This is a genomic window from Paenilisteria newyorkensis (assembly GCF_000766145.1).
Taxonomy (GTDB): Bacteria; Bacillota; Bacilli; order Lactobacillales; family Listeriaceae; genus Listeria_A; species Listeria_A newyorkensis.
On record NZ_JNFB01000012.1, the window covers coordinates 145,546 to 164,989 of the forward strand.

General features: G+C 44.3%; 21 protein-coding genes and 1 tRNA gene. 14 read left to right on the top strand and 8 right to left on the bottom strand.

Annotation, left to right across the window (positions count from 1 at the left end; genetic code table 11):
• Positions 1-30 precede the first annotated feature (30 nt).
• Both EP58_RS05235 and EP58_RS05240 read right to left on the bottom strand, forming a co-directional pair.
• On the bottom strand, positions 31-1,371 hold the full coding sequence (locus tag EP58_RS05235) for an MATE family efflux transporter (RefSeq protein ID WP_036090948.1): 1,341 nt from the start codon (positions 1,369-1,371) through the stop codon (positions 31-33).
• A gap of 133 nt (positions 1,372-1,504) precedes the next feature.
• A complete protein-coding gene (locus EP58_RS05240; RefSeq protein ID WP_036091647.1) occupies positions 1,505-2,083 on the bottom strand; it encodes a TetR/AcrR family transcriptional regulator in 579 nt (192 codons plus the stop codon).
• Positions 2,084-2,252: 169 nt separating this feature from the next.
• Here EP58_RS05240 and EP58_RS05245 point away from each other — a divergent pair, with 169 nt between their 5' ends.
• The 5 genes from EP58_RS05245 (at position 2,253) to EP58_RS05265 (ending at position 8,045) form a co-directional block, all read left to right on the top strand.
• Complete coding sequence (locus tag EP58_RS05245; RefSeq protein ID WP_036090949.1) at positions 2,253-3,014, top strand: SDR family oxidoreductase; 762 nt, start codon at positions 2,253-2,255, stop codon at positions 3,012-3,014.
• 127 nt (positions 3,015-3,141) lie between these two features.
• Positions 3,142-3,609 carry a MarR family winged helix-turn-helix transcriptional regulator gene (locus tag EP58_RS05250; protein ID WP_036090952.1) on the top strand — a complete coding sequence of 156 codons (468 nt, stop codon included), beginning with the start codon at positions 3,142-3,144 and terminating at the stop codon, positions 3,607-3,609.
• Positions 3,610-3,617: 8 nt separating this feature from the next.
• The gene (locus EP58_RS05255) at positions 3,618-5,342 is read left to right on the top strand and encodes an ABC transporter ATP-binding protein (RefSeq protein ID WP_036090955.1); all 1,725 of its coding nucleotides are present in this window, start codon (positions 3,618-3,620) and stop codon (positions 5,340-5,342) included.
• A complete protein-coding gene (locus EP58_RS05260) occupies positions 5,339-7,165 on the top strand; it encodes an ABC transporter ATP-binding protein (RefSeq protein WP_036090958.1) in 1,827 nt (608 codons plus the stop codon). The genes EP58_RS05255 and EP58_RS05260 overlap by 4 nt, the downstream gene beginning before the upstream one ends.
• A gap of 346 nt (positions 7,166-7,511) precedes the next feature.
• A complete protein-coding gene (locus EP58_RS05265) occupies positions 7,512-8,045 on the top strand; it encodes a shikimate kinase (protein WP_036090961.1) in 534 nt (177 codons plus the stop codon).
• Positions 8,046-8,093: 48 nt separating this feature from the next.
• On the opposite strand, the gene EP58_RS17485 is transcribed toward EP58_RS05265, so the two are convergent.
• Entirely contained in the window at positions 8,094-8,270 is a 177-nt protein-coding gene (locus EP58_RS17485; protein ID WP_156110606.1) for a hypothetical protein, read from the bottom strand.
• A gap of 113 nt (positions 8,271-8,383) precedes the next feature.
• On the opposite strand from EP58_RS17485, the gene EP58_RS05270 reads away from it, so the two are divergent.
• The 3 genes from EP58_RS05270 to EP58_RS05285 all read left to right on the top strand — a co-directional run bounded on the left by EP58_RS05270 (position 8,384) and on the right by EP58_RS05285 (position 11,591).
• Positions 8,384-9,064 carry a L,D-transpeptidase family protein gene (locus EP58_RS05270; protein ID WP_052171351.1) on the top strand — a complete coding sequence of 227 codons (681 nt, stop codon included), beginning with the start codon at positions 8,384-8,386 and terminating at the stop codon, positions 9,062-9,064.
• Between the two features lie 136 nt (positions 9,065-9,200).
• Complete coding sequence (locus EP58_RS16915; RefSeq protein ID WP_052171352.1) at positions 9,201-10,841, top strand: M6 family metalloprotease domain-containing protein; 1,641 nt, start codon at positions 9,201-9,203, stop codon at positions 10,839-10,841.
• 99 nt (positions 10,842-10,940) lie between these two features.
• The gene (locus EP58_RS05285) at positions 10,941-11,591 is read left to right on the top strand and encodes a MarR family winged helix-turn-helix transcriptional regulator (RefSeq protein WP_077917836.1); all 651 of its coding nucleotides are present in this window, start codon (positions 10,941-10,943) and stop codon (positions 11,589-11,591) included.
• Positions 11,592-11,632: 41 nt separating this feature from the next.
• On the opposite strand, the gene EP58_RS05290 is transcribed toward EP58_RS05285, so the two are convergent.
• From EP58_RS05290 to EP58_RS05305, 4 genes are all read right to left on the bottom strand, one after another.
• Positions 11,633-12,862 (bottom strand): chloride channel protein, encoded by a 1,230-nt coding sequence (locus EP58_RS05290; RefSeq protein WP_036090963.1) that lies wholly within the window; start codon positions 12,860-12,862, stop codon positions 11,633-11,635.
• A 135-nt stretch (positions 12,863-12,997) separates the two neighbouring features.
• The gene (locus tag EP58_RS05295) at positions 12,998-13,375 is read right to left on the bottom strand and encodes a hypothetical protein (RefSeq protein WP_036090966.1); all 378 of its coding nucleotides are present in this window, start codon (positions 13,373-13,375) and stop codon (positions 12,998-13,000) included.
• 219 nt (positions 13,376-13,594) lie between these two features.
• Entirely contained in the window at positions 13,595-14,530 is a 936-nt protein-coding gene (gene floA / locus EP58_RS05300) for a flotillin-like protein FloA (RefSeq protein ID WP_036059155.1), read from the bottom strand.
• A complete protein-coding gene (locus EP58_RS05305) occupies positions 14,527-14,832 on the bottom strand; it encodes an NfeD family protein (protein ID WP_036090969.1) in 306 nt (101 codons plus the stop codon). The genes floA and EP58_RS05305 overlap by 4 nt, the downstream gene beginning before the upstream one ends.
• A 169-nt stretch (positions 14,833-15,001) precedes the next feature.
• On the opposite strand from EP58_RS05305, the gene EP58_RS05310 reads away from it, so the two are divergent.
• Complete coding sequence (locus tag EP58_RS05310) at positions 15,002-15,334, top strand: MerR family transcriptional regulator (RefSeq protein WP_036090971.1); 333 nt, start codon at positions 15,002-15,004, stop codon at positions 15,332-15,334.
• 3 nt (positions 15,335-15,337) lie between these two features.
• Entirely contained in the window at positions 15,338-15,796 is a 459-nt protein-coding gene (locus tag EP58_RS05315) for a hypothetical protein (protein ID WP_036090974.1), read from the top strand.
• 48 nt (positions 15,797-15,844) lie between these two features.
• Here EP58_RS05315 and EP58_RS05320 read toward each other — a convergent pair whose 3' ends face one another.
• The gene (locus EP58_RS05320) at positions 15,845-16,471 is read right to left on the bottom strand and encodes an FMN-dependent NADH-azoreductase (RefSeq protein WP_036090977.1); all 627 of its coding nucleotides are present in this window, start codon (positions 16,469-16,471) and stop codon (positions 15,845-15,847) included.
• Between the two features lie 173 nt (positions 16,472-16,644).
• On the opposite strand from EP58_RS05320, the gene EP58_RS05325 reads away from it, so the two are divergent.
• The 4 genes from EP58_RS05325 (at position 16,645) to EP58_RS05340 (ending at position 19,331) form a co-directional block, all read left to right on the top strand.
• Positions 16,645-17,808, top strand: a complete 1,164-nt coding sequence (locus EP58_RS05325; protein WP_036090979.1) for a GNAT family N-acetyltransferase — start codon at positions 16,645-16,647, stop codon at positions 17,806-17,808.
• A 108-nt stretch (positions 17,809-17,916) separates the two neighbouring features.
• Positions 17,917-18,006: transfer RNA gene (locus tag EP58_RS05330), tRNA-Ser, on the top strand.
• A gap of 141 nt (positions 18,007-18,147) precedes the next feature.
• On the top strand, positions 18,148-18,720 hold the full coding sequence (locus EP58_RS05335) for a hypothetical protein (RefSeq protein ID WP_036090981.1): 573 nt from the start codon (positions 18,148-18,150) through the stop codon (positions 18,718-18,720).
• 2 nt (positions 18,721-18,722) lie between these two features.
• On the top strand, positions 18,723-19,331 hold the full coding sequence (locus tag EP58_RS05340) for a hypothetical protein (RefSeq protein ID WP_036090984.1): 609 nt from the start codon (positions 18,723-18,725) through the stop codon (positions 19,329-19,331).
• The last annotated feature ends 113 nt before the right edge of the window (positions 19,332-19,444 follow it).

The window sequence follows — 19,444 nt, forward strand, 5'->3', positions numbered from 1 at the left end:
CGAGCGAACGCTTGTCGCCGATTATCAGGATTATAGAACTGACTTGAGCGACCATACCTTTGAGCGCCATCGGTAGACCATTAGTCCGCCGCGGATTCCTTCGTCGATGATGTAGGCGAGCCAGACGCCGACGAGTCCCATTCCTGCGGTGATTCCGAGGATGTAGGAGAACGGGAGGCTGACTATCCACATCACGATGATGCCGACAATGAATGGGAATCGGACGTCACCTGTCGAGTTGAGACTGCTGATGATAATGATGTTGGTGGAGCGCGCGATTTCTAGGAAGATGGATAGGAAAAATAGTTGTTTTGTCATCGCGATGATTTCTTCGTTGGATGTGAAGAGATGCATGATTGGTTCTGAAAAGAAATAGATGAGAATGCTTAGAAAAACGGCGATTGCGAGTCCGATTTTCCAGCTTCGCAAGCCTTGCTTGTAGGCGCGGTCTACTTCTTTTGCTCCGACTGCGCGTCCGATGATGATTTGGGATGCCTGGCCGATCGAGATGGCGAACAGGGCAACGAATTGGCTAACCGTTGAGGCGTACACTTTGGTCGTCAGGGCATCGGTACCCATGAGGGCGATGATGGCGGTGACGACAAGCTGGGAACCTGCGTAGGACATATTTTCGCCAGCGGAAGGTAGGCCGAGTCGCAAAATGGAATACATGGTCCGCCGTGATAGTTCTTTGAATTTATGCCATTTGAAGCGGTATTCGACGTGGCGATGCAGGAGCCAAATGGATAGGAAAACGGCGATAAAGTTGCCGAAAACCGTGGCTAGTGCTACGCCGGTAACGCCTAAATCTAAATAGGAAAGCGGTCCGTAAAGAACGAGAAAGTTCCCAATAACCGTGATGATTCCAGCAACAACGGGAATGTACATGGCTTGGCGAACATAGCCGTGTGTCCGCAGAATGGGCATGATTGCGTACGGAATCGCAGTCAGGATGGAAACGCCACCGATGATTTCGAGAAACGGTGTGCCGATTTCGACTAGGTGTGGGTCAAGCCCCATCCACGTTAGGAAGTGCGCGGATAATAGAAGGAAAACAAGGCTGACAATCGCGCCAATCACGACAGAAAACACGATGCCGTTTGTGATGACTTGTTCGATGAGCCGGTGTTTCTTAGCGCCGATCATTTGTGCAACGAGAATTTGTACGCCGACACTGATGAAGGCGAACATGATGACGGAGAGTACGAGAATCTGGTTCGCGACACCTGTTGCTGCCACGGCGTCATCGGAATAATGCCCCAACATAAAGACGGTGACGTAGCTAATCATGACCCGCAAAAATTGCTCAATAAAGATGGGCCAAGCGAGGGAGAATAGACTTAATTTTGATGCGGATTGACTTTTATCCATGCGACCTGCTCCTTTCGATGAACCTAGGCGTTAAGTGAATTTTATCACGCTCACAACAATATCTCCTTATTATAAGGCAGGTCATGCTTAAAGTATAGACTAATCGGCAAATGATAACGAACTGTAACAATTACTAAGTAGTAAAGGAAGTGTCAGGATGAACGATTTGGAGCAGCTGTTCGGACATGTAGACGGGTGTGTATTCAAAGTCGGATTGCGCCCAGTAAACGATTAGACCAAAAATGGCATGGGCTTGATAGCTCGCGTGGAGTTCTGGATTGGCGTTTGACTGTTTTAAAACGGTTGCAAAATCGCGAAGGGCAATGCGTTTTATTGCGTCACATAGCTGATTTTGAAAACCTGGTCGGAATTTGTCATCGATGGCTTGTTTGTAGAATAGTTTGTGCGCATAGACATGATCGAAAATCTTGACCATCGCTGGTGTCATTCTTTTTACGGAAAATGGCGTCATTTTTTCATAGGGATTGCGGTAGGCGACTTCGAGGTCAGCGAGCACGTCCGCGATAACTTCATCGAGCAAGTCTTCTTTTTCTTGGTAGTGTTTGTAGAAGGTTCCGCGGTTGACGTCGGCGTACGTGACGATATCGGTGACGGTGATTTTCTTGAATGGCTTCTCGTCTAGAAGTGTCAGCAGAGCTTTCGCGAAGGCGGCTTTCGTTTTTCGGATGCGGCGGTCTGGTTTTTCGGTCATTTTTTCACGTCCTTTTTCATCGTTAGTATACATATACCGCAAAAGTGTCGCCAAAGCAACAAAAACCGCTTTCATTACCTATTGAAGTTGGGTGCTGAACAGGGCTATACTGAATGCATGGAGTTGTTTTTGAAACTCTGGCGCAATTTAAATTCGAGGAGGAATAATCATGGGTAAATTAACTGGAAAAGTAGCCGTCGTCACTGGTGCGGCATCAGGAATGGGTCGCGAAATTGCGTTGCTGTATGCAAAAGAGGGCGCGAAAGTAGTCGTTGCGGATATTCAATTAGAGGCAGCGGAGAAAACGGTGACGGAGATCAAAGCTAGCAATGGGGAAGCTTTGGCGGTTGTTGCTAATGTAATGAAGGAAGACGACGTGCAAGCGATGATTGATAAAGCGGTCGAGGCTTACGGCACGCTTGATATACTTGTAAATAATGCGGGAATCATGGATAATTTTGTTCCGGCTGGAGAAATAACGGATGACCTTTGGGATCGTGTATTTGCGATTAATACAACAGGTGTGATGCGCGCTACGAGAAAAGCGTTGTCGATTTTTGAACCGAAAGAAAGTGGTGTGATTGTGAATATTGCATCGGCGGGCGGTTTATTCGGCTCACGTGCAGGCGCGGCTTACACGGCTTCGAAACATGCAGTTGTTGGCTTTACGAAAAATGTTGGCTTCCAATACGCAACCAAGAATATTCGTTGTAACGCGATTGCACCTGGTGCGGTGGAGACGAATATCGGGACTACGCTTTATGCGCCGGATGCGTTTGGCCAAGCGCGCGCAACAATTGGTATGGGAACGAATCCACGTGTTGGGCAAGCTTCCGAAATCGCAAAAGTCGCGTTATTCTTAGCATCGGATGATTCTAGCTTCGTCAATGGTACAGTTGTGACGGCTGATGCTGGTTGGACGGCGTATTAATATATCGAACGAAGAGTGGCTCCTAGCTTCATTGCTGGGAGTTTTTTCGTGATGGTTTATGCTTGACTTTCTACATAAGAGTAATATACTTAGTTAAGTAAACTAAATAAAAAGGGGATGCAAGAGAGTGCAGAATTCGGAGGAAGATTTAGGCCAATCCGTTGTGAAAGCTTTTATGAATTTCAAGCGGGCTGAACTGCAAAATTTTAAGGTTGCTGGTTTGAAACGGTCCGAAACACGATTCTTGTTTATGTTACACCAAGGTTTACGACACGCAGATCATGAACAAGGCATGAAAGTATCGGATGCAACCGCGATTCTCAGGGTATCAAAACCGAGTGTGACGCAGCAAATCAATGCGTTAGAGGAGAAGAAGCTAATCATTCGAAGCCAGGATCCAGTGGACAAACGAGCGGCATATATTCAGCTCACGGAAAAAGGCAAGAAGGTAGTAGAAGAAATTATTTCAACTTTTCACAAGAATTTTGAGGATATGACCTTGTTTTTGGGTAAAGAAGAAATGGAGAGATTAATTTCACTACTGGATAAACTAACGGAGTATCTCAACAAAAAAGCTGAGAACGAGGAGGTATAAGCAACGTTATGATGAGATTAATGAAGCGAATGGGCGCCTATAAATGGGGCATCGTACTAGTTTTAGTACTAACATTTCTGCAAGTGCTTGGCCAGTTGTATTTGCCGACATTGATGGCAGATATTATTGACAATGGTGTTGCGAAGGGTGACACGAGCCACATATGGAAAGTAGGATTGCAGATGTTAGGCATTTCTGCGCTTTCAGGCGGACTTTCCGTTGTTATCGTGTACTATGCATCCAAAATTTCGATGGGATTTGGACGCGATTTGCGGGATAACATTTTTGGACGGGTCGAGAATTTTTCATTGCAGGAGTTTGACAAAGTTGGGACGGCGTCTTTGATTACGCGCTCAACGAATGACGTGGTACAAATTCAAAACGTATTGTACATGATGTTACGAATGATGGTAATGGCACCGATTATGTTGATTGGTGGCGTGATTATGGCAGTTGGGAAAGACGCCAAACTGTCACTTATTTTTGTGGTCGTTTTACCGATTTTACTCGTATTGGTCGTACTTATCGGTGGAAAAGCGATGCCGATGTTTAAATCACTACAAAAGAAAATGGATAAACTGAACCAAGTGATTCGCGAAGGTTTGACGGGGATTCGAGTGATTCGCGCGTTTAACCGTGGCGATGATGAGTTGAAGAAATTCGATGCTTCGAATGAGGACTATGCAAAAACGGCGGTTGGTGTGAATAGACTGCTTTCCTTGATGAGCCCGATGATGATGCTGATTATGAACTTGACAACGATCGCGATTATTTGGATCGGTGCCAAATTTGTCGGTGACGGCAGTATGCAAGTCGGGGATTTGATGGCGTTTATTCAGTATGCGACACAAATTATGATTGCGTTCATGATGGTTTCTGCGGTATTTATTATGATTCCACGTGCGGCGGCTTCGGCAGAACGTATCAATGAAGTATTGGAAATGGATACCGAAATTCATGATCCTAAAGATGCGAAAAACGTGATGGCTCCAGTTTCTTTGGAATTTGACAACGTGTCGTTCCGTTATTCTGGTGCTGAAAAACCGGTCATTGAAGGTATTTCTTTTAAAGCCAAAGCTGGCGAGACGATCGCGATTATTGGTAGTACGGGGGCTGGGAAGTCTACGATTATCAACATGATTCCGCGTTTTTACGATGTGGCGGAAGGGTCTGTTCGCGTGAATGGCCTCGATGTCAAAGAAATGACGCAGGAAGATTTGCGGATGAAGGTCGGTTTAGTTCCTCAAAAAGCGATGTTGTTTACTGGTGATATCGAGGAAAACATGCGCTACGGTAACGAAACGGCGACCGAGGAAGAAATTTGGGCGGGATTACGAACGGCTCAAGCGGAAGATTTTGTTTCAAAATTGGAGGACGGCTTACATAGTCGTGTTGAACAAGGCGGAAACAACTTCTCGGGTGGTCAAAAGCAACGTTTGGCGATTGCGCGTGCGTTGATTCGGAAACCACAGATTTATATTTTTGATGATAGTTTTTCAGCGCTTGATTTTAAAACGGACTCGTTGTTGCGTGCGGCTTTAAAACCGGAAACGCGGGAATCGATTACCATTATTGTGGCGCAACGGATTACGTCGGTTGTTGATTCAGATCAAATCATTGTGGTCAACGAAGGTAAAGTTGCCGGAATTGGGACGCATGAAGAATTGAAAGAATCGAACACGATTTACCAAGAAATTATGAGATCACAATTGTCAGAGGAGGAGATAGCATGAGTCCAGGACCAGGATCAGGTGGACATGGCGGCAGAACCGTGATGCCAGCAGCCAAGCCTAAGGAATTTAAAAAGTCCTTGTTTCGCCTATTAGGATATATGAAACCGCGCGCTATCTCACTCATTGTAGTGCTCTTACTCGCGATATTGTCGACCATTTTCAACGTTATTAGCCCGAAAGAACTCGGGAAGGCGACGACGGAAATATTCGCTGGTGTGATGACGCCGGCTGGAATTAATTACGATAAGATTTTTGATATACTATTTATCGTATTGATGCTTTACTTAGGTAGCTCGCTCTTTAGCTTCCTGCAACAATATGTGATGTCGAGTGTGGCGCAACGCACGGTGTATGATATGCGTAAAGAATTGAAGGCCAAACTGGGTCGTCTACCGCTTCGCTATTTTGATACGCGTTCGAATGGTGATATTTTGAGTCGTTCTGTGAATGACATGGATAACATCGCGAATACGTTGCAACAGGCATTGACACAGGCGATTACGGCGATTGTACAAATTGTCGGCGTTCTGATTATGATGTTGACGATTAGTTGGCAGATGACGCTGATTGTTGTCGCGACTGTCCCACTTAGCGTGTTGCTTGTCGCCATTGTTGCTAGCCGTTCGCAAAAGTATTTCAGCGCGCAACAGAAAAATCTCGGTGTGCTAAACGATCACGTGGAAGAAACATTTGGCGGGCACACGGTGGTGAAGGCATTTGGTCAAGAGAAGAAGACGCTTGGCAAATTCGATGTGGTGAATAAAGATTACTACGTCGCTGCGAAAAAAGCGCAATTTATCTCGGGTATCATGATGCCATTAATGCAATTTGTCGGTAATCTTGGTTACGTGGCGGTCTGTGTTGGTGGTGGGATTTTCGTAACGAATGGCACGCTAACAGTTGGTAATATCCAAGCGTTTACGCAATATGTACAACTGTTCTCCCAACCGATTTCAAGCGTGGCGAACATCTCGAATGTCATTCAATCCACGATGGCATCGGCAGAACGAATTTTTGAAGTATTGGATGAAAAAGAAGAAGAGGATATTATTCCTGAAAAGGTAGAACGTCGTGCGGGAGAGTCGGATCGGATTGTTTTCGATCACGTGAAATTTGGCTATACGCCAGATAAACCGCTGATGCACGATTTGAATATTGATGTAAAAGAAGGTCAGATGGTGGCGATTGTTGGTCCGACTGGTGCGGGTAAAACGACGATTATCAACTTGCTGATGCGTTTTTACGATGTGGAAGGCGGCGGTATTCGTCTTGGCGGTGTCGATACGCGTGATATGACGAAAAACGATGTGCGCTCAAAATTCGGAATGGTGCTTCAGGATACGTGGTTATTTAATGGTACAATTGCAGAAAATATTGCGTACGGCCGAGATAACGTGACGACAGAAGAGGTTATCGCGGCGGCAGAAGCGGCGTATGCGGATGAGTTTATCAGACGTTTGCCGGATGGTTATGACACGGTTCTGAATGAAGAAGGCTCGAACATTTCGCAAGGGCAAAAACAATTATTGACGATTGCGCGCGCGATTCTTTCTGATCCGAGCATTCTGATTTTGGATGAGGCGACGTCAAGTGTGGATACACGGACCGAGCTGAATATTCAACTGGCGATGGGTAACTTGATGGAAGGCCGGACGAGCTTTGTGATTGCACATAGATTGTCGACGATTCGTGATGCGGACTTGATTTTGGTCATGAATCACGGGAATGTGATTGAACAAGGAACGCATAAGGAATTGCTTGCTGAAAACGGCTTCTATGCAGATCTTTATAATAGTCAGTTTGCTAATGACCAAGCCGTCTAGGTCTCTCAGGCGGACGACAAACGTTCAGCTGCGTCGTTAAAGATTCCGTTCCGATGCTCACGTACAGGTCGTACGCTCCACTTCGGTACTCGTCTTTGCCTAGCATCTAAGCATTTGTTGTCCGCCTGAGGTGTAGCTTTGCCTTCAACGTTTGGCGTGAAGATATTAGAGAACAAGAACTTTAGAATCAGGAAAAACCACTTTACATGATATTTCACCAAACTTCAGCGTGCCGAGAAATGCTTAGTTTCTCGGCACGCTGAAAGAAGTGCTATTGGCTTTGGCTGGTAGCGCTTTTTTTGTGATAAAATGGTGGGGAAGTTTCTTTTATGAGGAGGGATTAAGTATGACTAGAATTCATGTGATGGGGGCGTCGGGGGCTGGGACTTCAACGCTTGGTAAGGCGCTGGCTGATAGGCTGGGGTTGCCTTTTTTTGATACGGATGATTATTATTGGGAGGAGAAGTTCTCTGTTAAAAGGGCGATTGAGACGCGGTTGGAGATGATGGAGCGAGATTTTGTGGGGCGTGAGGATTGGGTATTGTCGGGGGCGTTGTCTAATTGGGGAACGTCGTTGGAACCGTTTTTTGATGTGGTCGTATTTCTAGAAATTCCGCGGGAGGTGCGATTGGAGCGCTTGTTGACTCGGGAACGGGCGCGGTATGGTGAGGCGATTTTGCCGGGTGGAAGTCGCTATCAGGAGCATCTTGAATTCGTTGCGTGGGCATCTAGATATGAGGACGGGGATGTGGATGTGCGGAGTAAAAAACTGCATGAAGTCTGGTTTGAAAGGCTAGCGTGCCCTGTGCTGCGAGTGACTGGGGACATGACGGTGGAGGAGGAAGTGGAGCTGGTTTTGGTAGCGCTTCATTCGAAATAAAAAAAACGAGAGTGAGCATCCAGTTTCAGCGGATGTTCGCTCTCGTTTTTAATGTAATGCTTTATCTTTAGATTTTAAAGGTAGTTGGGCGTGTTCTTTTTTTGCTCGGTCAAAGTCGGTTTGGGAGAAATTGCGCTCATTCTCGACTTTTTTAGTGTTCCATTTGTGCGAGGCTGTTGCTCCATGTGCGGCTAGCTTCTCAGAAAATAGTTGATTTAAACCCATTGTAAGCACCTCCTAGTGTTCTTTCACATTCATTATACCACAGAATTATTTGTGCCATGTTTAAACATCCGAAAAAGTGGAACCTTATAAAGATAAGTAGGGGGGATTTTGTTGTGAAAAAAGTATTTTGGAGCTTGATGGTTGTTTTTCTAGCGTTTGGGGTTATTTTTGCAGTTGGGGGCAAGGCGGATGCGGCGACGAATGATGCGCAGCGTTTCAAAACGGTTGGGGCGAATAAGCAGCTGATTTTGGTGACGACGCCGGGCTACAAGTCCAACAAGGCAACGATTCAGACGTTTGAGCGGGATAGTAAGGGCGTGTGGCAGCGCAAGGCGTTGATGTACGGTTTTATCGGCCGGGACGGTTTTGCGACGACGATGCGAGAAACGGTCGTTCAAAGTCCGCGCGGGAAGTTCACGCTAGGCACGGCGTTCGGTCGCTACGCTAATCCGGGGACGAAGATGCCTTATCGCAAAACGACGACGCGCGATGTCTGGGTGGATGACGGCAAGTCGAAACTCTACAATTCGTGGCAAGTACTGCCGGTCAATAATCGCTGGAAATCCGCAGAAAAATTATATCAGCCAGCATATAATTATGCGTTCGTGATTAACTATAATCCACTTAGAAAACCAGGCTGGGGTTCGGCAATCTTTTTCCACGTATCTAGTAGCTACACGATGGGCTGCACTGGAACAAGCCAAGCCAACGTCGTCAAAATTCTGAAATGGCTCGATCCGAAGAAAAAACCGGTGATTATTCAGTCGCCGCGGACGGAATTGAGTAGATATTAAGTAAGTCAAGTCTTCCAAATTCGGAGGGCTTTTTTCTTTGTGCACCAGTGCGCATCGTTTAACCTTTTTTAATTACGGGTATTAATTACCAATCAAGAAGCGGTGAATTTTGCCGAAATTAAAGGAGGAACAAATCATGCGGCCTATTCTAAAATGGATGGCGCTGATAGTCATGATGGTTCTATCGATAGGTACCGCAACGATAGCACAAGCAAGTTCCGCAGAATCCTTACAAGCAGCAAATCAAAAAACGACACCCGTTACGGTAAGTAAATATCCGAGCGCATCATCTCTACCAGCGCAAACACCAACGACGGCGATTCCTAAAGTGAGCGCAATGCCAACGACAAATCGCTTGCTAGTGATCCTGGTGAGTTTCAAGGACGTGGCAATCAAGCAGAGCGAGGCAAGCTGGAATCAGAAGGTTTTTAGTACGACGAGTAAATCAGTGCGACTTTATTATACACAAGCGACGAATGCAAAAATTAATCTCGTTCCCGCCAGCGAAACGTCAGGAACTGCGAACAATGGCGTAGTGCGGGTCAAATTGAATCGTAATCATCCTCGAACTGGCACGGCGATTGATACGCGTAACCAATATATTGTGCGGGACGCGTTGATTGCAGCGAACGGCTTTGTTAATTTTGCGCAATATGATACGAATAGAAACGGGCGCATCGACGCGAGTGAGCTACACATCATGACGATTGTGGCCGGGCAAGAACGGGCGTACACGAATACGGCAATCTCCGTTTGGGGGCACATGTGGGGCATGAACGCGAATATCACACCGAAATTGGACGGTAAGACGTTCTTCACGTACACGCAGTTTGGCGAGATGCACGGCACGCACATGGCAACTATTGGCGTCATCGCGCATGAACTCGGCCATGATCTCGGCTTGCTGGATCTCTATAATACAAACGGCTCAGGCAGCGGGCTCGGAACTTACAGTTTGATGGCAAAAGGAGCTTGGGGAAAACAGTCCGGCGATAGTTATCCTGGTCAGACGCCCGTCCTTCTAGACGCCTATTCCAAAGTGAAAATTGGCGCTGTGACGCCGCGCGTTGTGAGCACGACCACATCATCCACTCAGACAGTTTACACAGGCACCACCATTTTGCGAATCAACACGAGTTCCCCGAGAGAGTACTTTTTGATCGAAAATCGGCAGTTTATCGGCTTTGATCGTGCGCTGATTGGGAAAGTATATAAAGGCGGCATCGCTATCTATCACGTGAATACGAATTATGGCGGCAATCAAACGGTCGGCAAGCAACTCGTCACGCTGAAAGAAGCGAATCAAGGCATTGCAGGTTATTCGCAATTAAATAGTGGCAGCACCGCGATGTCCGACGCCTTCTATTATGTTGGCACGGGCTCTCGAGGAAAAGCGCAACAAGTCTATTTGACGAATCGCACAAATCCATCGAACCGTCTCAGCAACGGCGCCTATCCGAATTTTTCATTCAAAGTCAATTCAAAACCGGGAACCGCGATGTCTGTCAGGATTGGCCCAGCTTATCCAGTGACAGCCATCTCACTCAACCGTAGCGGCGTCTATCTCAAGAAGAATACCGCTTTCCAAATGCGAGCCACCATCGCACCAGCCAATGCATCGAATAAAGGAATCGCATGGACCACCTCGAATGCAAAAATCGCAACCGTAGATGCAAAAGGTAAAATAACCGGTAAAACAGTTGGTACAGCTACAATCACGGCGCGAACATTAGACGGTTCCAAAAAGGATACAGTGCTCATTAAAGTAACCAATTAAATCAGCTTGACAAAATAGAAAGGTGCCTTTATAATATAAAACAAAGGTACCTTTTAATTATGTCTCATGACTAAAAATAAACAAACGGAGGAATTACAAATGAGCGAAACAGAAAACAATTTAATGAAACAGTTTATTCAATTTAACCGGATGTTGCACCATTACCAAATCCACAATTTACGCAGTGCAGGACCGTTTGGCAACCCATATCGAGGTCAAGGCCGCGTGCTATCCATTTTAAAAATGAAACCAGAGATCACGCAGAAAGAATTGGCGTATTTGCTCGATATGCGCAACCAGTCATTGGGTGAGTTGTTGGCGAAACTGGAGAAAAGCGAGTATATCACGCGTGAACCGTCAGAAGCAGACCGCCGTGTGATGAATGTGAAGTTGACCGAAGCGGGCGCTGAGGCAGCAGAGCAAAGCAAAGATAACCAAACCGATTACAACAAGATTTTCGACGTGTTAAGTGATGAAGAAAAAGCTAATTTACACGATTACATGCACCGAATCACAGATGAACTTGAGAAAGAGTTGGGCGATATGAGTGGAGATGAGCCTTTCGAGGACCCACGGATGCAAGGTAGAGGTGGCTTCCCAGGTTTTGGCGGAGGTAGACCACATCCCGGCGGTCATGGTCATCGCGGTCACCACTGCGACCCACGTTTTGCCCGAGGCAGATATCCAGATTTCGGCGCTATGCGTGATGTAGATCATTTTGGACACCATGATTTTGAAAGTCAAAAATAACAAATTTTCACATTTATAAAAAATCGAGTATCGCTGTTTTTTCAGACAGCCGATACTCGATTTTTGCTTTTAGGTTTATATACTGCAAGATAGGCTGCGACAATGATGAATGGCCATAATTGGATTGGGAAGAACAATGCTAATAAAAAAGCAGCAGCTAGCGGTTTCTTCAGAATCACAGAACAAGATGCTGTTGCAAAAATGGCTACTATGAATATTGGATCGACTGGGAGTATTTTTGTTAATGCAAATCCCACTGCAATGCTTGCAAAGATGATTGGAAAGATGTGGCCACCACGCCAACCAGTACCTAGGCATATTTTAGTGACAAATAATTTTGCAAAACCTATAGTAAGTAAGAGATAGATAGACATAGTATCGTATTCGTTAGAGATTTCTCCGACTCCATGTTCACCAGAGTAGAGCATGTAGGGTAGCAAGGTTGCAAGAATACCTAATATTAGACCGCCACTTACGGCAAGAATGACTGGTTTGGCTTGTATTTTACGAGTTGCAAAAGCAATGACCATTTCGAAGAGTCCATATATTTTACCGAAATATTTGCCGGCAAGTAAGAGCGGAATTAGTAATAGCAATTCTGGCCAAGATACGGTAGCAGAACCTAAATTTGCGAAAGGGCTCGGGCCATCGTTAAGTTGTAGTAAATAGTAGAAAACCAGGAAGCCAGCAGATACGGAGAAGAAGTAAATGACTATTTTTTGAATATGTAATTTCTTATTTACTGGAGGAGCTGATTCTCTTTCTTGTGTGGAAGCAACACCAAATAAGGGCGAGGAAAAGATGATGGAAAGTAAGGCGCCGATTCCAAATTCTATGAGAGCATCGCGTTGTTGGTAGGTAAAGTGAAGTTTATCGCCGACCCAGGTGACAAGCCCTGCGCAGATGCTGACTAAAGCGGCTTCGGGGCCGAGACTTGCGCCAAACATTAGCACAATAAGCGCAGCTACTAGATTTCTCCATATTTTCCCTTGGTAGGAAACGCGGCCATTTGCGTGGAATTCGCCCATGACTTCATCCATTTCACGTGGGTATGGGCCGATGTGTTTTCGGGATAAACCGACAAATATGCCGCCTAATGTACATATCAAGATTGGCCAAAATACGGGATTACCGAATAATGAAGCCCCTGCATCCCAGACTAGGTAGATGAGGAAGTTTGTTAATCGGAGGAATAAGAAGGCGATAACTGCTACAAGCGTGCCTAGTATAACACCGTATAAAGTTAGAACTAATTGCAATCGAAATTTCATGCTAAATCCCCCTGAAAAGTAAGCGTAGTGATAGACTACCAATTCCCTAGAATAATTTATACTAAACTTAGTGGATGTGATTAAAAAAGACCAGTAAGTGCGCGCGGCGATTGGCAACGCTTTACTGGCCCGCTCTTATTTTTCCTGTCTCAATGAAACCGGTTTATCTAGAATTTCTTTCATGATAATCGCTTCCTGCATCTTACCACGAACCCGCTTTTTTGTAACGGTATGGTGATGATGCAACTGCGTCACGTTTGTGTCGGCATTCGTGATGGCATCTTTAATGACAGTATCTTTATACCCCGATGGTTGCGATTTTTTAGCAGGTGTTTTTTTAGATTTGGAATGGGATGACGGGCGTTGTTTCGGGACTTTTGGAAGGTTCGATTTCTCCTCTTCCTCCTTCTCGGTCTCGGCTTTTTTGAAATAGCTGATGAGGCCAAACAGAATCCCGATGATAACAACAGCAGTTCCAAACCAATCGCCAATATTAGCAAAAATACTATCCATTTTCGTTACACCTTCTTTCTGAACTACGTGGATAGGAACTAAGAGAGTATCCTATCCACTAACGAACGACAATGTCTCACCAAATTTATTTATCTTCTTTCGCAATAGCCTCACGCATTGTTGGGACTGTACGAATAAAATGAGTTACAGTCCCAATGTAAGCGAGAACAAAGTGAGCGGTTAATCATTAATCAACTACAACGACGATGTCCGCCAAACTTATTTATCCTCTTTCGCTATAGCTTCTCTCATTGTCGTATCCGCCTGAACATTATCCATCCGATAAATATCCATCGCACCTAAATTTCCTTTTTCAAGCGCTTTTGCAAGGGCTCTTGGAACTTCGGCTTCAGCGGCAACAACGACAGCGCGGTTTTCTTGTTCTAACGCGATAGCTTCTGCTTTACGTTTTGAGGCTGCGGCTTGGGCAACTTCCATGTCTGCGTTGGCTTTTTCGATGTCTAGTTTAGCCTTGATGTTGTCGCCAATACGCATTTCAGCAATATCAATCGATAGAATCGTGTAGGCTGTGCCATCGCCCAGACCTTGTTCTTGTACTTTTTTCGAGATACTGTTTGGATTTTCGAGAACATCGGTATGCTCGCGAGTTTCACCGACTGTGGAGACTACGGCTTCACCAACACGCGCGATAACGGTATCTTCACCGGCACCACCGACGATACGGTCGATATTGGATTGCACGGTAATTTGTGTGATAACTTTTACTTCGACACCATTTTGAGCAACACCGGTAAATTCAGGTGTGCGGATAACTTTTGGTGTAACGGAAGTTTGAACGGCTTCTAAAACGTCGCGTCCTGCAAGGTCAATCGCTGCGGCACGGCTAAAATCAAGTTGAATATTGGCACGGTGCGCGGCAATCAAAGCATCGACGGTTTTATCGACGTCACCACCAGCTAAGTAATGGCTTTCCAGTTGGTTTACTTCTAGGTCAAGTCCAGCTTTTACGGCTTTAATTAGTGGTTTGACAACGCGAGAAGGAGTTACACGGCGCAGACGCATGCCGACAAGTGTTCCCAGTCCTACGCGAACTTGTGCGGAAATAGCGCTGATCCATAGGCCTACTGGTACGAGTGTGAAAAATATAATCAAAACTACAAGTACTAAAACTGCGATAATAATTGGTCCAATCATGAATTATCTTCCTCTCTTTTTAGGTCTTCGTTTACTAAAACATAGCCAATATCAATGCCGACAACAACGATAGGAGTTCCTATGTCTAAATAGCCGTCTTTTAGCCTAGCGTCGTACCATTCGCCATCAATGATAACTCTGCCAATTGGTTTCAAGGTTGTTCCGGCTTTTCCATGCTTGCCCATCACTTTATCTCGTAGCGCTTTCATTCGTTCGATCTCGCTGTCCGCTAAGAAACCACGATGTACAAGTCCCCAAGATTCGCCGTATACAAGATCGTCTTCTGTATATTCTCGCGACATTATGTCTCACCATCCTTACAATAATATTAGGCTCCCTTCTAGTATAACCTATTTTACGTTAGGTGTGGTGGGTAATGTGGAAATAGTATGAAATTTTTTTCACGAAAGCTCCTTATTGACACGGTGGTGCGCTACATGGTTTATACTTGGGGATGAGGAGGGGAAAAACATGTATCGAATTGGGGAGTTTGCGGAGATGACTGGGCTTACAAAGGAAACTTTGCGATATTATGCGCAGATAGGGTTACTGTTACCTGTATTTGTGGAACCTCGAAATAAATATAGTTACTATGATAACAACTCATTTTTGCTGGCGAGGTTGCTCGTTTATTTGCGCCGATTCGATTTTTCGATTCAGGAAATGTTGACGGTGGTGCATGATCGGTCGCTGGATGAGTTAGAGGAAATTTTGAAGGAGAAGAAGGTGGCTTTGCGTCAGCGGATTGCGGATACGGAGGCGATTATTAGTGAGATTGATGGGTTTTTGGAAATGGAGGAATGACGGATGGTGACGTGGCATGAGGAAATGGAGATTAAGGCAAATATTGAGGTGATTTGGAATTTGTTTGCGCTTGAAAATATGCAGCGAGTGATGCCTCAGGTGGTGGAAAATGAAGTGATTGAGATGAAGGAAGGTATTGTGGGCTCGACATATCGGCAGAAATATCAGGAAGGGAAGCGGGTAGAGACGTATATTGTCGAGGATTTGGAGCATGAGGATACGCCGGAACGCAAGCATAATACAAGTGGATTTGTGTTGGCGAAGGCTTTCAAAATCGAGACGTCTATTACGCTTGAAAAAATCGATGAGAATACGACGCGATTTATTTATTATGGCTCGAATCAAGGCGTTAATTTTTTAGGGAAAACATTGATGAAGCTTGGCGGATCAAAGAATAATGATAAAGTTGTAGCGGATTTCATGAAACGTGTGGAGTCTGAGGCACTGAAAGATATATCATAAAAAAATAAGTCTCACTACCTTTTTGAGGAGTAGCGAGACTTATTTACATTAAAATTTAGTTGCTAATTCGCCAGCTTCTTTAACACCAGCTGCAATTAAATCTTGCGCTTGGTCTGGTGCTGCGTTGTGACCTTCTACGACAACGGTTTGTGGATTCGTGATACCGAAGTGAGTTAAGATATTTTTCACGTAGTTAAGAGACATTTCCCAGTTTGCCATTGGGCCGTCTGAGTATACGCCGCCGCGTGCGTTTAGTAATACGACTTCTTTGTCCGTTACTAGACCAACTGGACCTTGTGCTGTGTATTTGAAAGTTTTTCCAGCTTGGTTTAAGTAGAATAGGTACGTTAGGAATTGTGCTGGGATGCTGAAGTTCCACAATGGGAAGGCCATCACAACTTTGTCTGCTGCTAAAAATTGATCTAGGTAGCTGTTTGCAACTTTTGCTAGGCGCGCTTCGTCTTCTGTTAATGTTTCGCCGATGGACTCTTTGTGAAGACCGCTCATCATCGTTGCATCGTAATAAGGAAGGTCGACTTGGAACAAATCAAGTTCCGTGATTGTGTCGCCTGCATTGCTTGCTGTATAGTTTTTTAAGAATTCTTCGTATAATTTCACACTCACGGAACGCTCCGCTGGTAAACCGTTTGCTTTGATAAATAATACATTAGCCATTTTATAAATTCCTCCAATATGTTTTGTTTACTTTTACAGTGTATAATATTGTACGCTACACTTCAAGTAATATGCTTACAAAAAATTAGTTTGTTGTAAAAAGTAAGTGAAAACGTTTTCGTGAACAATTAGACGCATTTTGTGCTAAAATAAAGGAGAATGGGGGTGTCGGCATGGAATTGAGGGAAATTAAGGATTCAGAGATTGGAAAAGTGAAGGAATTACGCGATTATGCGTTCCGAGTTCCTGCATCTGGTGGAGAAGCAGATTTTAATTATTGGGCTGAAAATGCGCGGCGTCTGGGGTTGTTTTATGGCGAGCATTTACTAGCACAGGTTTTGACATATCCGCTCAACGTTTCGATTTTAGGCGAAAGTTTTTCGATGGGTGGCATTGCGTATGTGGCGAGTTATCCGGAGTATCGGAATGCTGGCTTGATTCGCCGTTTGATGGAGGAATCGCTCGTTAGAATGAAGGAAGCTGGGCAACTGGTCTCTTATTTGAGCCCGTTCTCGATACCGTTTTATCGGAAATTCGGCTATGAGGTTTTCACTGAAAAAATTGAGGTGGAAATTCTGAGCAATGCGTTGCCGGATATGGGAACGGTGCCGGGGCGCGTGATGCGGTTTTCGAGTGAAGATGGTACAGGGATTTCGGTCGTTCGCGAGCTGTATAACCGGTTTGCATTGACGAAAAAAAGTGGCATGATGATGCGTGACGATGCGTGGTGGTTGCGACTGGCGCGGCGCGGATACACGAAGGAAATCGCGGTGTATTGCGATATGAACGGCGTGACGATGGGGTATATGTTGTTTACGCTGGATTCGGAAGTGTTCAAAGTGCACGAGATGGTCGCACTGGATTACGAGGCTGAAAGAGGTTTGTGGCGGTTTGTTGGGACGCATGGCATGATGGTGGACCGAGTTGTCGCGAAAAATGTAGGAAGCTTGCGTGATATCGCGCTTGCCTTTCCATCACCGGATTTCCAGAAACGCGAGATTTTGGACTTCATGATGCGAATCGTGGATGTCGAAGCATTTTTAGGTAAATATCGGTTTGAGCGGACGGAAAACACGTTGTATCTGCAAGTCGAGGATGAAACAGCGCCGTGGAATGACGGGATTTTTGAAGTTCGAGGCAGTTTTGTGAAGCGATTAGAGCAGACTAGCGAACCAGTTTTGGCGATTTCCATCCAAGCGCTAGGGCAGATGCTGATGGGCTTTGTACGACCGCGAGACCTCGTGTATTACGGAAAAGCAACGGCGAGCGAAGTAACGATTGCGACTTGGGAAAAAGCAGTGCCACACGTGCGAAGCGATTTTTACGACGCGTTTTAAAAAACGGAGAGAAAACACTGGATTTTTACGAAAAAATGCATTAGAATGGAACTTGTGATTGTTCAGGGTACTGCGTTTAGCACGTATTCAGACAAGCATCTGCATGTTGGGGAAATACCCAAGTCCGGCTGAAGGGGACAGACTCGAAATCTGTTAGGCGGTTCAGGCCGCGCCGGGGTTCGAATCCCCGTTTCTCCGTTTTTAGGAAATGAAGAAGCACCATAAATCGTTGATAGTAAACGGTTTATGGTGCTTCTTTGTCCTGAAAAAAGTAGTGAAAGATTATATTGAGTAACTCAGTAAAAACATGTATAATTAAACAAAAAAAGGGTGATAATTATGCTTAATGATTTTTTTAGTAATCCATTGGTTCAAAGAGTACTTACCGACATATTGCTAATATCAATCGTAGGATTTATTTTTAACAGGAAGCTAGAAAAATATAAATCTGAGAATGCAAAAAAACTTCAAATTGATAATTTTTTTAGACAAATTAGTGGGGTTAAGATTGAAGAAACTTTTGATCATTGGTCTAATTTATTAATGAATACGGAGGAATTCAGCAAAAGTACGACGGTGGAGGCTATGAATGATATGCTAAAGAAGATTGTAATGTATGGGTCCGAAGAAACTGTAAAGATTGCTTCATTATTTCAGCAGTATAATTATAAATACAATTCAGCAGAAAAAAATGAAGATTCAGAACGAGTTGAGGCAAGGACTATGTTTACATTGCTTTTTTTAGCTGCGGAGACAATTTGTTCTTTAAAAAATGATTTCACAGGTCATAAAATTAATGTAATGGACTTAATGAGGATGAAATTAAACGATACATATAAAAAAGAGGTATACGATGAACTTGTTATGGCGGAGAAAGCTGCTCGAAGTATAATACGAAATGGGGTTCATTAATTATGGAACTCTATAAAATTCTTATTTCTTTAATAGCCTTACTCATCGCTTTTTTAGCAGGGTTCTTTTCTGACTACTGGCAAAGAATGGCTAGCACAAAGAATGCTAGAGCTATATTGTTGAAGACAATATCTTATTTAGTACTACACTATAAGTTTTTGCAACATAAAGCAACCACAAACGCCTCAATTGAAAATATAACTCTGACTATGAATTCTATAAAGAAGGCTATATCTATTCTAGATGAAATTGATATTAACAAGCTGGATAAGGATTTTTTCTTCACATATCACATGATTAGAACGACTATTAACGATATGCTTTTTATTACTGAGGATGAGTTAGCAAAAGCCATAAAACAGAATAAATTAGCTGGGAAGAAATATGAACATTATAAAGTGGTTGAACAACAGTTATTTGTAATTCCTAAATCTAATTCAGGATTTATTGGGTGTACAAGAGAAATATGGGGCACTCTAGAAGAGATGTATAATCGTTTGGGCTATGCAAAAACGTATAAGCCTGATGAGTTTTATAATGGTATTGGTATGAAAGTAGAGGAAGTAGTTGAGGAAATAAGCGAGTATTCATTTGACAAAAAATATATGTGATCTTGTCTATTAGTGTGTTGCAAAAATTAGAGGAGCATACTGACTTATAAAAATAGATATGCGTACTTAGAGTATAATTAGAAAATACGGTATAGTTAATAAAGAAATAACAA

Excerpts from the sequence above, each read along its gene's own strand:
- EP58_RS17485 (WP_156110606.1), bottom strand. The coding sequence starts at position 8,270 with ATGGGTTTAAATCAACTATTTTCTGAGAAGCTAGCCGCACATGGAGCA.
- EP58_RS05310 (WP_036090971.1), top strand. The coding sequence starts at position 15,002 with ATGTATCGAATTGGGGAGTTTGCGGAGATGACTGGGCTTACAAAGGAA.
- EP58_RS05315 (WP_036090974.1), top strand. The coding sequence starts at position 15,338 with ATGGTGACGTGGCATGAGGAAATGGAGATTAAGGCAAATATTGAGGTG.
- EP58_RS05295 (WP_036090966.1), bottom strand. The coding sequence starts at position 13,375 with ATGGATAGTATTTTTGCTAATATTGGCGATTGGTTTGGAACTGCTGTT.
- EP58_RS05305 (WP_036090969.1), bottom strand. The coding sequence starts at position 14,832 with ATGTCGCGAGAATATACAGAAGACGATCTTGTATACGGCGAATCTTGG.
- EP58_RS05290 (WP_036090963.1), bottom strand. The coding sequence starts at position 12,862 with ATGAAATTTCGATTGCAATTAGTTCTAACTTTATACGGTGTTATACTA.
- EP58_RS05335 (WP_036090981.1), top strand. The coding sequence starts at position 18,148 with ATGCTTAATGATTTTTTTAGTAATCCATTGGTTCAAAGAGTACTTACC.
- EP58_RS05340 (WP_036090984.1), top strand. The coding sequence starts at position 18,723 with ATGGAACTCTATAAAATTCTTATTTCTTTAATAGCCTTACTCATCGCT.
- EP58_RS05265 (WP_036090961.1), top strand. The coding sequence starts at position 7,512 with ATGACTAGAATTCATGTGATGGGGGCGTCGGGGGCTGGGACTTCAACG.
- EP58_RS05240 (WP_036091647.1), bottom strand. The coding sequence starts at position 2,083 with ATGACCGAAAAACCAGACCGCCGCATCCGAAAAACGAAAGCCGCCTTC.
- EP58_RS05320 (WP_036090977.1), bottom strand. The coding sequence starts at position 16,471 with ATGGCTAATGTATTATTTATCAAAGCAAACGGTTTACCAGCGGAGCGT.
- EP58_RS05325 (WP_036090979.1), top strand. The coding sequence starts at position 16,645 with ATGGAATTGAGGGAAATTAAGGATTCAGAGATTGGAAAAGTGAAGGAA.
- EP58_RS05260 (WP_036090958.1), top strand. The coding sequence starts at position 5,339 with ATGAGTCCAGGACCAGGATCAGGTGGACATGGCGGCAGAACCGTGATG.
- floA (WP_036059155.1), bottom strand. The coding sequence starts at position 14,530 with ATGATTGGACCAATTATTATCGCAGTTTTAGTACTTGTAGTTTTGATT.
- EP58_RS16915 (WP_052171352.1), top strand. The coding sequence starts at position 9,201 with ATGCGGCCTATTCTAAAATGGATGGCGCTGATAGTCATGATGGTTCTA.
- EP58_RS05235 (WP_036090948.1), bottom strand. The coding sequence starts at position 1,371 with ATGGATAAAAGTCAATCCGCATCAAAATTAAGTCTATTCTCCCTCGCT.
- EP58_RS05255 (WP_036090955.1), top strand. The coding sequence starts at position 3,618 with ATGATGAGATTAATGAAGCGAATGGGCGCCTATAAATGGGGCATCGTA.
- EP58_RS05245 (WP_036090949.1), top strand. The coding sequence starts at position 2,253 with ATGGGTAAATTAACTGGAAAAGTAGCCGTCGTCACTGGTGCGGCATCA.
- EP58_RS05285 (WP_077917836.1), top strand. The coding sequence starts at position 10,941 with ATGAGCGAAACAGAAAACAATTTAATGAAACAGTTTATTCAATTTAAC.